This is a genomic window from Sporosarcina sp. FSL K6-3457 (assembly GCF_038007285.1).
Taxonomy (GTDB): domain Bacteria; phylum Bacillota; class Bacilli; order Bacillales_A; family Planococcaceae; genus Sporosarcina.
This window is the reverse complement of record NZ_JBBOWX010000001.1, coordinates 348,201-363,245: the sequence shown is the minus strand read 5'-3', so window position 1 is coordinate 363,245 and position 15,045 is coordinate 348,201. Positions and strand designations below refer to the sequence as shown.

The following is a 15,045-nucleotide window of genomic DNA, read 5'->3' as shown; positions in this document are numbered from 1 at the left end:
CAAGTAATTATTTCCAACAATATTGTTCACGCTGTATTCATTAGACAGTAGCAGGTTACAATAACAAATAGGAGGCGATTTACATGAAACGATTATTCTTTTTCATCCTATTCCTTGCTGCATTGTATCTCGCAAAGCCATTATGGGAACAACCAGTCTCACGCTACGTCGACATTTCCTTTCTCGAACCTGTCGACGAAAAAATCGGATCCCTTTTGAAGAAAGAATCTGTTGACACCGCTATCCGCTATATCGCCGATAGCGCAGACAAAGCCGTCTTTTACCTGACATCCAAAACACCAGAAGCGGAAGAAGTTACTCCAAAAGTAGAAAAGCCGGTGTTAGATAAACCAGTAAAAACACTACTCTCCATTCACAACATCGAATTAGGGAGTCCAGAAATACAAGTAACAGCTGAACTTGGTGAACCTAAAAGCCGTTCCCTGAACGAATACGGATCCGAATGGTTAACGTATCACAATGACTACCAAAATTTCGTCATGATTTCATTCGATGAAGAAAGGCAAGTGAACGCTATTTATACGAATGATGATCTCATTTCATCAATTTCTGGCATCAAGTACGGTTCTTCAAAAACGACCGTGCGTGAAATATTCGGCGAGCCTATTAAGGAAATCCGCAAAGGCTTGAATATCTATGTACTCCAAGAAAGCGAAGGCTTTGACGTTTTTCAATCAGGAGACACGTATACCTACGTTTTTTATGATTTACATCAAAATGACAAAGTAACTGCAATCCAACTCATTGCTACTGCATTAGAACAGAAAAAAACCGGCATTTATGCCGGCGGTGATGCACAATTACGCAATGGTTTTGAGCAGCAACTATTCGATTTAACAAATGCGGCGCGCGTTCGTCATGGACTAGCCGCTCTCGAATGGGAAGCGAATGTCGCAGAAACAGCACGCAATCATAGTATCGACATGGCTGACAACGATTATTTCAGCCATCAAAACAAGCTAGGGAAATCACCTTTCGATCGAATGGACGATGACGGCGTGACATACCGTAGTGCTGGAGAAAATCTAGCCTATGGTCAATCCAGTAGCATCTTCGCACATGAAGGTCTCATGAATTCCGCGGGGCACCGTGAAAATATCCTGTTAGATACTTACAGCCATCTCGGTACAGGTGTATCCTTCAACGAAAAATCACAACCGTACTATACAGAAAATTTTTTACTGAAGTGATTGACTTGTTACCGAATTGATTGTAGGTCGGTATGTTTACTCCATTGAACGCGCCAGAGGCCAACAGGGTGGAAGGATTGAACTACATCCTTTCACCCTGTTGGTTATACATTCGTTGGCGCAAGACGTGCCGAACTTAGAATGCCTTCCTCTTTTAGACGCGAATGGTGTCAGTAGCTGGACACCAGAATGGATTTGTTATTTTTTGATTGCCGCACAGGCAATTCGGACGCCTGAGTTACCGGAAGGATCCGTTTTATAATCGTCCGCTTTTTCATGGATGACGAGTGCGCTGCCGTCGCTATCAAGAATTGAATTCGCAGCACCTGATTTCAATGTAATTTCAGCAGTCGTCACTTCTGCAGCCACCTTCCCATTGGCACCGACCTCGATATTCGGCAAATCGCCTAAGTGAAACCCTTTCGGATTGTCAAAACCATGCTCTTTATGCGTTGGATTGAAGTGGCTCCCTGCTGATGTGAAATCGGGTGGCGTACAAACGCCTGTTTCGTGAATATGGATGCCTTTCACTCCTGGCGGTAAACCCTCCGCCTGAATACTAATGGTCACGCCACCCCCATCTTCTACAAAACTTGCTTCACCAATCTCATTGCCTTCCGTATTAACGATTGATGCGACAACTGATTTCGTATGCTCACCACTGACCGGCAACTTCGAGTTAGCATTTTTACTACAACCACTTGCAATGACTAGCGTCGCTACTAACATTGATACAACAATTTTTAAGTTCAATATGATTCCTCCTAAAATCTCTTTTATAATAAGGAGGATGGTCTTTATTCACTTTATTATGTATGAAAGTTATTCTAGAAAAAAAACTGCTGTCAATTCCATTTTCATGGAGTTGACAGCAGTTTTTTATTTACGCAAGTACTAGTTTTTCTAAATCCATCGGCGTAATATAAACACCGTCTTGGTAGACGCGCATATTGCCACCAGAAATTTCATCAATTAGCATCACTTCACCTGTTACACCATCACGTCCAAACTCGAGTTTAATATCATACAGCTCAAGTCCTTTTGCAGCAAGTTCGTCCTTTACAACACCAGAAATTTGTTTCGTTAGCGCCTCAAGCGTCACATATTCCTCTGCTGTCAAAAGACCAAGTTGTGCAAGCGCATCTTGTGTAATGGGTGGATCATTACGATCGTCGTCTTTCAGCGTCACTTCAACAAATGCATTCAATGCTTGCCCATCTTCACAATAAGCACCATATCTCCGTAAGAAACTACCCACAGCACGGTATCGACAAATTACCTCAAGGCCTTTGCCAAACATTTGCGCCGATTTCACTGTCATCGTCACCGCATCAATATCAGCAGCAACGTAATGTGTCGGAATTTCTTTCTCCGCCATCTTCTCAAAGAAAAATTTCGTCATTCGAAGTCCTGACTGCCCTGCACCTTCAATCGTTAACCCGACTGTATTAGCACCTGGATCGAAAACGCCGTCCTCACCAGTCACATCATCTTTGAATTTCAGTAGAACATTGTTGCCATCTGCTTTATATACATCTTTCGTCTTGCCCTTATAAATAAGCTCCATATGTCTAGTTCCTTTCTCTATGAGAGATTAAGCGTTCTTCTATAGTATAATGCAGGACTCGCGGAAGAAAAAGAATTATTCATCAAACTTAGACATAATTTCTCCTGTTACACGATTCCGACCGTTTTCTTTTGAAGCATAGAGTAGTTCATCTGCCCTGACAAGAATCGTTTCAGCTGTATCTCCCTGCTGGTAACCTGTCACTCCAAAACTCACTGTAACTTGGCCAACTTGGCTAAATTCATGCTGGCCAATTGTTTGACACAGGCGCTCAGCTATTTGAAATGCCTGATGTTCCCGCGTTGGTAAGAAGATGATAAACTCCTCTCCACCCCATCTGCCGAAAAACTCATCCTTTCTTATCTCCTTCTGCACGATTCTAACAACTTCCTTTAGTACATCATCGCCCACTTTATGACCAAATTGATCATTCACATACTTAAATCGGTCGATATCAAAAAATAATAGCGAAAAAGCTCCATCTTCTTGCGCTTCTCCAACAAACTTTTTCATCCACTCATCAATTTGATGGCGATTGCCGATTTGCGTGAACGGGTCCAAATAGAGCTGCCTCTGCATCATTTTAATTTCTCCACGCATTCGAAATAACTCATGCAAGAAAAAGATAACGAGAATATAGACGGCCGTCGTAATATACAGTTGGGTAAGCGAATTGAAAAAGCTAGAATCGAGTCGCGAATACACCATGACTCCGGGAATGATAGACAACACAAGTAGTAGAACAGATAGCCATAGCGCAGATGACTTATCCATTATTAAAAACAGCAATATGAGAATGAATGGTGTACAAATACTAAAAGAAATGAGTGTATTCATGCCAATCGTATCGACATTATTAAAAATTTCAATCGTTATTGTGCTGACATGATACACCATCACTAACCACAGCAAATAATATTCTACCAGTCGCTGGGATTGTTTCCGATACACCAATAACCAGCCGATTGTAAAAGCCCCGACAAACAAACCATTTATATAAAATACATCTGTATATTGCTGATTCACAAGCTGCATAACGAACGACACGACTGTCACAATGAATATGCTGGGCAATAAAAATAAATAAATGACCCGCTTTAAGTCGTCAAACGTCTCTATATTCTTCCACATTATTGATACTCCTCTAGGTTCATGTACTACTACATACTTTTTATTATTCTACAAAAGTTATTATTTACGCGCGGTGCTCTATCCACCAATAAATTTGTTCGTCTTGACGTACATCAAGGTTTTATCTTCCCAAAGCGCCTATTCTATAGACAGAAGGAAAATAACAACAACTACTGGAGGATGAGAAAAATGAAAAAAGTCGTATTTGGTCTAGAGCCACTCAGTTGCCCATCTTGTATTAAGAAAATTGAAGGTGCATTAAACAAGCAAAATGGCGTGGGTGATGCAAAAGTTTTGTTCCACTCCGGAAAAGTTCGTGCACAGTTTGATGACAGCATTATCCAAGCAGATGAATTGAACAAAATAATCGTTAACCTTGGTTATCCTGTGCTGTCACAAAAAGTTTCCTAAAGGAGCGATTCACATGAACGCTAAACGAACATCCCTAATTACCGCCATTTCAGGCTTATTGCTTGCCGCAGCCATCGGATTACACATCGCCGACTTCCATGATTGGAAACAGACGTTGCTCATTCTAGCAACTATCATTGCCGGAACACCCATATTGATAAAAGCTTTTAAAGCACTTCGAATGAAAGCCTTCAGCATCGAACTACTCGTCACGATTGCCGTAGTTGGTGCATTATTCATCGGAGAATACGTTGAATCCGCGGCTGTGACATTTCTATTCCTGTTCGGTGCTTTTCTAGAAGCACGAACACTGGAAAAAACACGCTCGTCTCTAAAAGCCTTAGTCGACATGACGCCACTTGAAGCGACTGTCATCCGAAACGATGAAACAATGATTGTTTCAGTCGATGACGTTGAACTTGGTGACCGCGTCATCATCCGCTCCGGTGAAAAAGTAGCCGTTGACGGTCATATCGCGACAGGTACAGCCACTTTGAACGAGGCTGCTATTACAGGCGAATCTGTTCCTGCTTCTAAAACAATTGAGGACCGCGTATTTAGCGGTACCATCGTCGATAGTGGCTTCATTGAAGTCATCGCCGATCGCGTTGGTGAAGATACAACTTTTGCACGCATCATCGAACTCGTTGAAGAGGCACAGGAATCTCAATCGACAACAGAGAAATTCCTTGATCGCTTCGCCAATATATATACGCCTACTATTGTAGTTTTATCTGTACTTGTTTATATTTTTTCACGTAACATCGAAATGACGCTGACATTCCTCGTCATCGCCTGTCCAGGCGCACTTGTCATATCTGCACCTGTTTCTATCGTTGCTGGGATTGGTAACGGTGCACGTAACGGTGTCCTCATTAAAGGAGGCGATATCATGGAAAAACTCGCCAAAATCGATACCGTCGTTTTCGATAAAACAGGGACACTAACACGGGGACGTCCGGAAGTGACTGATATCCATTCATTTGCAGGAGCTCCTGAAAATTTACTACAACTTGTCGCAGAAGCTGAAATGATATCTGAGCACCATCTCGGCCAAACTATTGTCAGGGAAGCGAAGAAACGAAACCTCTCATTTGTCAATGAACCCCAAGATGCTGAAATCATTAGAGGTAACGGCATACGCGCACGCATTGACGGCAAATTACTAGCCATCGGAAACCGCAAGCTAATGGCCGCCGAGGGGATTGGAATTGAAGAATCTGTCGAAGCCTATGCGATACGACGCGAGAAGGCCGGTAATACAGCCATCTTTGCCAGTATTGATGGCAAAATCGCAGGTGTTTTCTCCATCGCAGATCGAATTCGTCCTGAGGCTGCACATGCACTTCAGCAATTACGTGCGAGTGGTGTGAAAAAAATCATTATGCTAACAGGTGACAATCGTCACACTGCGGAACTTGTCGGCGCACAGCTTGGTCTTGATGAAGTGCATGCCGAGCTACTTCCAGAAGACAAAGTGGCTATAATACAAAAACTAAAAGATACTGGTCACAAAGTCGCAATGGCCGGAGACGGCATCAATGACGCACCTGCCATCGCAACAGCCAATATCGGACTTGCAATGGGTAAAGGTGGCACAGATATCTCCATGGAAACCGCCGATGTCGTACTCATGACAGATCGATTAAATCAATTCTCCCACGCTTACTCACTTGCCAAAGCAACTGTCCGGAATATGAAGCAAAATACATTTTTTGCAGTCGGTACAGTCGGCTTGCTTCTCGCCGGCGTACTACTTGGAAAAGTATTTCTTGCATCCGGTATGCTTATCCATGAATTGAGTGTATTAATCGTCATCCTCAATGCTATCCGGTTAATCCGGTATACTAAGAGAAAGTCGGAAAGCCAACAAGCTGAACCGATTCTAGTAACGGAATGAGGGAGCAATGATAATGACTGATAAGAATAAGTACCACAACCACCATACAGAATACCAGCATGAGAGTCAAAAGTTATGCATCTCAATCGTGCCTATATTTAATCATTTAGACCCACCCGAGATGCAGGAGGTAGTAAAAGAGTCTCATTCTATTTCGCGTGATAAAGGACATACTATCTATCAAGCAGGTGACAAATCAGACGGTCTTTATATCGTACACAAAGGCCGAGTAAAAATTTACAGGTTATCGGATAACGGTAAGGAACAATTAGTTCGCATTTTAGAGCCTGGTGATTTTACTGGAGAGCTATCGTTATTCAACGCATCCGTTCATGACGCTTACGCAGAAGCTTTAGAACCCGTTGAACTATGCGTCATGGGGCGCGATAATTTTCAACAGTTTTTATTGAAATATCCAGCGATTGCACTGAAAGTATTGACTGAGTTTTCTACACGGTTGGCCAAAACGGAAAAACAAGCCGCAAGCATTGCTATGGAATCTACGGAAACACGCGTCGCCATCTACCTGGCTGATTTAGTTGAGGAGCAAAAACGCAGTGACGTCATCCTACCCATGAGTCGTAAAGACCTAGCCTCCCATCTCGGCACAACACCCGAAACAGTCAGCCGAAAGCTCACTGATTTCGAAAATGCCGGATGGATTAAGCAAAACGGACAACGAGAGATTGCCATTTTAGATTTGGATGCACTATTGTTAGCCTGATGTTCGGGGAGGGTCGGGAACTGGGACACGACGGAGTGAAACTGGAACACCTTTTGCGGGAACTGGGACACCCCGATGCGGAACTCGAACACCTTTTGCGGGAACTGGGATACCCCGATGCGGAACTCGAACACCGTTTGCGGGAACTGGGACACGCCGAGCAAACTCGAACACCGTTTGTGAAAACTGGGATATCCCGGTGCGGAACTCGAACACCGTTTGCGGGAACTGGGACACCCTAGGCAAACTCGAACACCATTTACGGGAACTGGGATACCCCGGTGCGGAACTCGGACACCAATTGCCCAAACTAGGACACACCGACAACAAATAATATTCTTCCACTAGCCTATTTTTTTGAATTTCAAACTCGTCTCTACACATATATTTGTTGTATAATAACACTAGTAAATCTATACACAATCGAAAGAGAGTGAAATTCAATGGGTCGTAAATGGAATAATATTAAAGAAAAGAAGGCCTCAAGAGATGCGGATACGAGCCGTATTTACGCAAAGTTTGGGCGTGAAATTTATGTCGTCGCCAAACAAGGCGAACCTGATCCAGAACTAAACCAAGCGCTCAAAGTTGTTGTCGAGCGTGCTAAAACATATAGTGTCCCAAAAGCCATTATCGACCGTGCCATCGAAAAAGCAAAAGGCGGTGCGGAAGAGAACTTTGACGAGCTACGTTATGAGGGCTTTGGCCCGAATGGCTCAATGGTCATCGTCGATACGTTAACAAATAATGTCAACCGAACTGTATCTGAAGTACGGGCAGCATTTGGCAAAAATAACGGTAATATGGGTGTCAGCGGATGCGTTTCCTATATGTTCGACGCCACTGCTGTTATTGGAATTGAAGGAAAATCGGCAGATGATGTCCTCGAACTCCTCATGGATGCAGACGTTGAAGTCAGAGATATTCTCGAAGAAGAGGATACTGTCATCGTCTACGCCGAGCCCGACCAGTTCCATATTGTCCAACAAGTATTCAAAGACAGCGGAATTACAGATTTCACTGTCGCCGAGCTAACAATGCTGGCACATAATGACGTCTCTCTCGACCCCGATGCACAAGTAAAATTCGAAAAAATGATTGACGCACTCGATGATTTAGAAGACGTTCAGCAGGTTTACCACAATGTTGATTTGGGTGATTGATCACATAAAAAAGAGGAATCCTAGTCACAAGGATTCCTCTTTTTTTATGATAATTTTTCAAAATGCCCCAGATCCGCCACCACCGCCTCCCGTTCCACCACCGCTACTTGAAGAAGAATCGCTTGAAGAATCGCCCGTACTACCGGCCGTATTCACACTCGCACTATGGAAAGAAGACGAAATGAGCATCGGCTGGTAGTACATATAATCGCTAGCCCCTTCATTTGAATCCCTAGACGCAGTTCGCCTCTCCGCATCAGCAAATTCACTAAAATGCTTTTCGAAATTTTTATCTTTAATACCGATTCCATACGTATAGGCGCGGAGCCTATCCTCCGTTGACAGGCGATTCCATTCGTCCATATCGAAATTCTTAAACACCTTCCGGAGCTGTCGCCACTCTTCGACAATCTGAATGCCTTGTTGGTTTTTAGGTTTATAAAATATTGCATACAACCAAGCTGTTAACGTCAAACCAGCTCCAATTAACATGTACCAAACCGAGGTAGTTGCGGCACACTCTAACACGATAAAGCCAAGTACAACACCTAGACCAGCAATCAACCAACGACGTTTCGCCCGCTTTTCAAACAACTTTTTTGACTCTACCTCTTCCTCGACAGCCCTTTGCCATGCAGCCACCGAGTCCCTATAAGTCCTATGGTTCCCTTCGTCTTGCGTATAATTTTCCAAATCACTCACTTCAAAGTGCGTGCCACTCCCGACTTTCTTGAACAAAAGGCTAATCAGTTCTCTTTCGTGGGAATAGGTGACGTCACGATGGTTCAGTTTAAATTTCCCCTCTGTCAGTTGCTCTACATATCCGTTACGAACCAAATTTAGAAGAGCGGCCGACATCGCTTCGGAAGTATGCACTTCCCCAGCTGTAAAATAAATCGTTGCCGGAATACTCATTCTCTGAACGGGGACAATACTACCAGAATGCCTAACTTCCTCACGCGCCCTTTGCTTTTTGCGCCTTGCTATGACAGACACATAACCAAAGAATGCAAGTAGCAGCCCACCCACCGTTGGGATACCTACATTCCCAAGCGCCTCGGCTCTTTGTTGTGCAGCAAGATAACTCGCCTCTTCCTCCGCCAAACGATTCTCCTCTGCAATCACTTCAGGCCTAATCACCCCTTGCCGTTCAACGATAGCTGGAAATAAGCTCGGCTCATAGACGACACGAATATCTCCATTATAACCAGCCCAAACTCTTCCCATCAAAAACGTAACAACACCACCTGGTTCGAGAACTGCCTTATCATATGCAAGTGCATAACCAAGATAAAGCACTTCATTCGCAACTGCTGGTGGATGCACAAAAATCTTCATATCATCATAAGTTGTTTCGTTACGCTGGTCAAAAAATGGCCAGTAAAACTGCGCACCATCCTCGTATTTTTCCATAGCATTCCGAATCTGATAGCTTAGCTCAACAATCACTCGTTCGTCTTTCCCTTTTCGAAAAATCTTATAAAGTCCGTTCTCCGATTCCACTGTCAGCTCCTTGCCATTTTCCATAGCAGAAAACTGAGCAATTTCCGCCCCTTCTTTGGGAATTAATTCACGGGTCACGCCATTGAATTCCCCTTTAAAAACATAGATATGCCTTTCCGTCACCTCGACATCCCCATTTGGCTGCAGGTACGCATCAATTACCACTTCTGGTATCGTAAAATCGACTGCCCATGCGCGGGTTGGCAACAACGAAATAACGAGTAGCAGCATTGCCGATATAATTTTTTTCCAACTCACCGCACTCCCCCCTTTCTATTACTATAAATCGGCAAAAAATAAGCCTTTGTCTCCATTAGATTCCCTTTTGTATTTCATTCAAAACTTATTCATACTACTCAATCTGATTCCCGCCTTCATCGAAATAAGTATAGTAAAATTGATAACTCTTCTCCTTAGTCTTAGGTAACTCCACCCATACAACATCCTTTACGTAAGGACGTATGTCACTCTCCACAACTTCGCCATTGACAGTCATACGAATTTGGGCAATTTTGTTGTTTTCATTCGCTACGTAAAGTATCGTCGGAGGGGCATCATCCTCATCTAGCATATGAATTGTAAATTGTGAAAGGGATTCATCCCTTCTTACTTCAAAATGAGACCATTGATAGTTCCCTTTAACGTTTTTGGTCAAACGCATATAAGCTGGGTTCTGATTAAAAATAAGACTAACAATCCGATTTTCCCTACTATCCGTTATATCCAAAATTTCTATAATAGCCGATTCAGCTTCATAGCCTTCAATAGATCGAATGACTTCAACGATGGATGCCTCATCGTTACCATAAAGCGGTTTTCCCCACCAAATCACAACGCACAGGATTATACTTATGGCAAGTACCGCCACGACAAATAACTTCTTCAACCTCTTCTTCCCTCCGTTTCTTTATAAATATTACCGTACACCTAGATAAGGACTCCTAACTAATTATTATTACACAATGATGACCTATAAAGTTTCAACAAAAAAAGAACCCATATCACATGGATTCCATCACATCTTCACTTCATCGCTCATTTCAAACACATCAAAAATATGCTTTTGAAACACTAGCGACATAATCTTGCCTTCTTTTTTATAGTAATGAATATTACCAACGCGTTGATCCTCCAACTCGGTCCAGCCCCAGTCTTCGATCTCCGCCAAATAATGTGCCGGCGGTTCACCTTGGCTACCACCGATATCCTTCAACTTATACTTTGCAGATTTTGCAATTTCCGTCGTACAAATTTCAGGTCGAATCTCACTAGCATTTTTAGGAATCGGAAAACCATGATTGATAAGCGCCATGCGATAACCTTCTTCTTCACTATAGACATTCGAGCAGCCAGCCATCATGCCAACAATTAAAAGAAATATAAGAAGCCGTTTCATCTCGTCATCCTCCTCACAAAAACTTCACAATCCTTTACTATCAGATTACTAAGAAAGTTAAGGTTTGTCATCCGACGTATTTGTGACAAAATGGAATTAGGTGGGTAGATTTCAACAAACGTCTCCGCCATGTGCGTAATCATTTTATAGATTTGTTCCATAACTAGGAACATTTTATCTCCAATTTCAGGTTTGTTATGCCACCTCTAGTTAATCGCATACTTAAATATAAGCTCCCCGTTTGGATCCCTTTCATTTATAAACACAAATCCAATACTTTTATATAAATTAAAGGCTACTTCATTCTCTTCAATGATACTTAAATAGATCACCTTTACCCCATATTCTTTGGAAACAATCTCAATCAGTTTTTGCATCGCCTTTCTTCCCAAACCTTTACCTTGAAATTTTTCATCTATCATTATTCGGTCAATCCAAGTATCTTTATTCGGCCCAAAAGAACCGTACATCGCAAATCCAATAATATCCTCTCCATCATATAGTGCCACCGGATGCCATTGATGGTATGTACTCGCTTCCTTTATGCATTCGTCTACCGATTCAATATATTTTTCTTGTCCCGGTTTTAATGTTATCTGTCTAACTAGCCATTCATTGATGTCATCAATAACCCTTATATGGATTTCACAAAAACGCTGCAATACTTACGAAAAGAGAAAATCCGGCGACAACGAACAGGAAGATTCCTAGCCCCTTTCGATTTTCCCGGAACTGGATGACTCCTAAAACTAAAAACATTAAACCTGTAAGAAACTGCGTATACGGCACGGCTGCATAATTTTTAGTGACCAGACCGTAAATCCCTAGAACGATTACTATAACCGCTAAAACGACACTGGTTACTTTCATTAAACCACAAACCTTCATTTATTTCCTATTTAATAAAATAACCTATTTATAAAAAGCTGGCGATTCACATTCAAAGTCTCCTCGTAAGCCGAATCATATCCCTACACTGAATACCATTTTCAAAAATCGCTTCCTTGTAGTTGTCGGTGAAAAAATCCTTGATAACTCCTTCCATGCGAAACCCGCATTTCTGATAAAGTGCTAACTGGCCTATACTCGAATTCCCCGTCCCGACTTCCAGTGATTGAAAGCCTAACTTCCGCGCAACTTGAATCGCGTCTTCAACCAGCTTCTTGCCAATTCCCTGACCATGCAACCGCTCATGTACTGCTACATTCATAATTTCCATCGTTTTCATATCCAACTTTAGCAACACATAAACACCTATAATCCTGCCTTCCATTTCAGCGACGCGACATTCCCCAATCGCCAAATACTCCTCTACCATCTCCCGCGACGGATCTGCTAGTAGTAAGAGCTCAAAGGGTGGCGTCTCGTGCTCCTTCAACTTTCTAATATTCATCTCACCACCTTCGCCTCCTTAATAATCTCATCCAATACCGAGTGCCACCCTTTATGATAATCCGCGGCCTCATTAGGTTGAATAAAGACTCGTCCCGACGACTCAAATCCAGCCGCAAATGGATGTAACTTTGTAATATCCATCCGATAAAATACCTGATAACCCACTTTCGGATAAGGACTAGAACTATCCCATAACAAATTCTCTCCGTGGTTCACCTCCATCGAACCAAGCAGCTGACAATCCCCCTCCACATAACCTTCTTCCATCGCCTCCCGCCTAAAACACACTTCCGCCGTTTCCCCAGCTTCGATATGGCCACCTGGAAAATCCCAACCACGGTCATTCAAATTGACCATCATTAACTCCCCGCGATAAAAACACATCCCATGCACACTTGTGATCAATTCCCGACTTGGCATCAGATTCCCCATCCAAGTCAGCCGTAACGTATGCCCGCCCCAATCAACGTATGTACTCGTCATATGCTCCCCCTCTTACTATTTCAATACCTATAATAAAGCAGACACTTTTTCCGCAATCTCTATCGGATAAACATCCAATGATGATAGTTGTTCCACTTCCACCCATGTTGGCTCATAAGTACCTCTATTCCGGCATTCATCCCCAAACTCTTCCCCTTCCCCCGTTCCGAATACGCCATCAATAATTTCAGCAATAAAAAAATACTGTACCCCATTATAATTAACAATCCCAAGACTGCCTTTAATCGCAACATGAACACCTAATTCTTCGAACGTCTCTCTTATCGCGGCTTGTTCTGGACTTTCACCCTGTTCAGTTCCACCACCTGGAAAAACATAATATTCTTGTCCAGCTCTAACTCTTTTAATCAATGCAACTTTATTATTTTCGATAATAACGGAAGAACCTCGGTTTCTCATGCCTCTCACTCCCCATAGCTCAAAAACGGCTCATACATCATAATCGCATGATTTTCTGTAATAAATTCATCATCAATCTGCTCGCCATTCATGTTATATACTTCTCTATAAATCGAATTATGACGCACATAGCCACCCCATAGTTCAAGCGAAAAACTATGATCCTTTTCATAGACTTTATACGTTCGACTCGCAGGTATTGCCGTACGCCATTCACCAACAAGCGAAGTATCCGTCACAGAAACCACGAGCTGATAAGGCTCAGTCGTTTCGTTCTTTATTTGTAAATCTAAATAGTTATATGCACAGGTCGCGCCACTGCCGAATGGCTGGTTACGTTTTGAATCCGGGAATACATCGTAACTGTGGCGATAACGTTCCGTCACAGTCAAAGGCGTGTGAATCGTCATCCAGTAAATCAGGTTCGACAACTGACACAATCCACCGCCAACGCCCGTCGTTACTTTCCCATAATGCAAAATCATCCCCTCGACATAGCCCTTCCGTTTCGTTGTATTGCCAATTAAGCGCCAATAAGAAAATGTCTCCCCAGGTTGAAGTACAATGCCATTCAACCGTTTCACCGCAATCTTTAAATTGACGACTTTATTCCTTTGTAACTCCATCTCAACATCCTTCAACTCACGAAACAAAGGCGTTCGATGTTGAAACACAGCATGACTCAACTTGGTCTCTGTCCGCTTTGTCGCATACTTCTTACCATCTATGTACCATTCCGAATAACGCTTCAAGCGATACGCTTTCTTGCCAAGAAATATACGCAGCTTGCTCCGCTTTTTCGGTTGCAATGAATTCATCCCCACACCCCCTACTACCTATTCTGCTAATGAATCCCATTTTCCTTTCAAACCACCCAAAAAACCAAATGTATTTCATCTATCATTTTCTGCAAGTCACTCATCAATTCATACGAGTCACCGAAATCACAGCGACAACTAAAGAAAAACATCATACACTTTGGTTACAAAGTACTGAATCGGAGGGATTACAATGAACATCATCAACGTCAACAACTTGCAAAAAGCATACGGCAACAACCACGTTCTAAGAGGACTGGACTTTCAAGCAAAGGAAGGGGAAGTTATCGGGGTTATCGGGAAGAACGGAGCAGGAAAATCAACATTCCTCGAAATTCTCATGACTATCAAGCAATTTGATACTGGCAACGTTGCCCTGTTTGATAAAGACATTAAAGCACTCTCGATGAATCAGCTGGAACAAATCCGACAACAAATTTCTGTCGTCCTGCAACCCACTCAGTTTTACAAAACACTAAAAGTAGTCGAGCTGCTGAAATTATTCAAAGCCTATTACAAATCACCACTCGACATCAACACCATCATCGAGGACTTCAAATTGGCACCACACCGTAAAAAATATTTCGATAAGCTTTCTGGTGGCTGGAAGCAAATTGTCAGCCTAGCGATTGCCTTTTTATCACAACCAAAGCTATTGATTTTGGATGAACCAACGACCGGTTTAGACCCTCATATGCGCAACATCTTATGGTCATACATTACCGATTACAACAAGCGCACAGGCGGCACGGTCATTTTAACAACACATAATATGGATGAAATTGAAATGTACTGCGACAAAGTGATGCTCATCAATAACGGCATCAATGAAATCTACGACACAACAGAAGGTATTTTAGCATCGGGGTTCAAATCCATTAACGAATTCTATCTGACGAAGGTATCCATTTAAGGAGGAGAAA

General features: G+C 42.6%; 18 protein-coding genes. 6 read left to right on the top strand and 12 right to left on the bottom strand.

Annotated features, from left to right (window positions below):
• Positions 1-83: 83 nt before the first annotated feature.
• Complete coding sequence (locus N1I80_RS01835) at positions 84-1,211, top strand: CAP domain-containing protein (protein ID WP_340736273.1); 1,128 nt, start codon at positions 84-86, stop codon at positions 1,209-1,211.
• A 198-nt stretch (positions 1,212-1,409) separates the two neighbouring features.
• On the opposite strand, the gene N1I80_RS01830 is transcribed toward N1I80_RS01835, so the two are convergent.
• From N1I80_RS01830 to N1I80_RS01820, 3 genes are all read right to left on the bottom strand, one after another.
• The gene (locus N1I80_RS01830) at positions 1,410-1,964 is read right to left on the bottom strand and encodes a superoxide dismutase family protein (protein ID WP_340736272.1); all 555 of its coding nucleotides are present in this window, start codon (positions 1,962-1,964) and stop codon (positions 1,410-1,412) included.
• A gap of 130 nt (positions 1,965-2,094) precedes the next feature.
• Positions 2,095-2,778: a phosphoribosylaminoimidazolesuccinocarboxamide synthase gene (locus N1I80_RS01825; protein ID WP_340736271.1), complete on the bottom strand. Its 684-nt coding sequence runs from the start codon at positions 2,776-2,778 to the stop codon at positions 2,095-2,097.
• Between the two features lie 75 nt (positions 2,779-2,853).
• Positions 2,854-3,909: a GGDEF domain-containing protein gene (locus N1I80_RS01820; protein WP_340736270.1), complete on the bottom strand. Its 1,056-nt coding sequence runs from the start codon at positions 3,907-3,909 to the stop codon at positions 2,854-2,856.
• Between the two features lie 189 nt (positions 3,910-4,098).
• Between N1I80_RS01820 and N1I80_RS01815 the strand changes: the two genes are divergently transcribed.
• From N1I80_RS01815 to N1I80_RS01800, 4 genes are all read left to right on the top strand, one after another.
• Positions 4,099-4,320, top strand: coding sequence for a heavy-metal-associated domain-containing protein (locus tag N1I80_RS01815; RefSeq protein ID WP_340736269.1), 222 nt, complete (start codon positions 4,099-4,101; stop codon positions 4,318-4,320).
• Between the two features lie 13 nt (positions 4,321-4,333).
• Positions 4,334-6,220: a heavy metal translocating P-type ATPase gene (locus N1I80_RS01810; protein WP_340736268.1), complete on the top strand. Its 1,887-nt coding sequence runs from the start codon at positions 4,334-4,336 to the stop codon at positions 6,218-6,220.
• Positions 6,221-6,233: 13 nt separating this feature from the next.
• Positions 6,234-6,944: a Crp/Fnr family transcriptional regulator gene (locus N1I80_RS01805; RefSeq protein WP_340736267.1), complete on the top strand. Its 711-nt coding sequence runs from the start codon at positions 6,234-6,236 to the stop codon at positions 6,942-6,944.
• 443 nt (positions 6,945-7,387) lie between these two features.
• Complete coding sequence (locus N1I80_RS01800) at positions 7,388-8,107, top strand: YebC/PmpR family DNA-binding transcriptional regulator (protein WP_340736266.1); 720 nt, start codon at positions 7,388-7,390, stop codon at positions 8,105-8,107.
• A gap of 57 nt (positions 8,108-8,164) precedes the next feature.
• Here N1I80_RS01800 and N1I80_RS01795 read toward each other — a convergent pair whose 3' ends face one another.
• The 9 genes from N1I80_RS01795 to N1I80_RS01760 all read right to left on the bottom strand — a co-directional run bounded on the left by N1I80_RS01795 (position 8,165) and on the right by N1I80_RS01760 (position 14,128).
• Positions 8,165-9,868 carry a DUF2207 domain-containing protein gene (locus N1I80_RS01795; RefSeq protein WP_340736265.1) on the bottom strand — a complete coding sequence of 568 codons (1,704 nt, stop codon included), beginning with the start codon at positions 9,866-9,868 and terminating at the stop codon, positions 8,165-8,167.
• A 94-nt stretch (positions 9,869-9,962) separates the two neighbouring features.
• Positions 9,963-10,496 carry a hypothetical protein gene (locus tag N1I80_RS01790; RefSeq protein WP_340736264.1) on the bottom strand — a complete coding sequence of 178 codons (534 nt, stop codon included), beginning with the start codon at positions 10,494-10,496 and terminating at the stop codon, positions 9,963-9,965.
• Between the two features lie 129 nt (positions 10,497-10,625).
• Complete coding sequence (locus tag N1I80_RS01785) at positions 10,626-11,006, bottom strand: hypothetical protein (RefSeq protein ID WP_340736263.1); 381 nt, start codon at positions 11,004-11,006, stop codon at positions 10,626-10,628.
• A gap of 206 nt (positions 11,007-11,212) precedes the next feature.
• A complete protein-coding gene (locus N1I80_RS01780; RefSeq protein WP_340736262.1) occupies positions 11,213-11,668 on the bottom strand; it encodes a GNAT family N-acetyltransferase in 456 nt (151 codons plus the stop codon).
• Complete coding sequence (locus N1I80_RS23315) at positions 11,652-11,765, bottom strand: DUF3953 domain-containing protein (RefSeq protein ID WP_445683680.1); 114 nt, start codon at positions 11,763-11,765, stop codon at positions 11,652-11,654. The genes N1I80_RS01780 and N1I80_RS23315 overlap by 17 nt, the downstream gene beginning before the upstream one ends.
• Positions 11,766-11,946: 181 nt before the next feature.
• A complete protein-coding gene (locus N1I80_RS01775; protein ID WP_340736261.1) occupies positions 11,947-12,399 on the bottom strand; it encodes a GNAT family N-acetyltransferase in 453 nt (150 codons plus the stop codon).
• Complete coding sequence (locus N1I80_RS01770) at positions 12,396-12,884, bottom strand: NUDIX domain-containing protein (RefSeq protein ID WP_340736260.1); 489 nt, start codon at positions 12,882-12,884, stop codon at positions 12,396-12,398. The genes N1I80_RS01775 and N1I80_RS01770 overlap by 4 nt, the downstream gene beginning before the upstream one ends.
• 27 nt (positions 12,885-12,911) lie before the next feature.
• Entirely contained in the window at positions 12,912-13,304 is a 393-nt protein-coding gene (locus N1I80_RS01765; RefSeq protein WP_340736259.1) for an NUDIX hydrolase, read from the bottom strand.
• 5 nt (positions 13,305-13,309) lie between these two features.
• Positions 13,310-14,128, bottom strand: coding sequence for a VanW family protein (locus N1I80_RS01760; protein ID WP_340736258.1), 819 nt, complete (start codon positions 14,126-14,128; stop codon positions 13,310-13,312).
• 187 nt (positions 14,129-14,315) lie between these two features.
• Between N1I80_RS01760 and N1I80_RS01755 the strand changes: the two genes are divergently transcribed.
• Positions 14,316-15,035 carry an ABC transporter ATP-binding protein gene (locus N1I80_RS01755; RefSeq protein ID WP_340736257.1) on the top strand — a complete coding sequence of 240 codons (720 nt, stop codon included), beginning with the start codon at positions 14,316-14,318 and terminating at the stop codon, positions 15,033-15,035.
• Positions 15,036-15,045 lie beyond the last annotated feature (10 nt).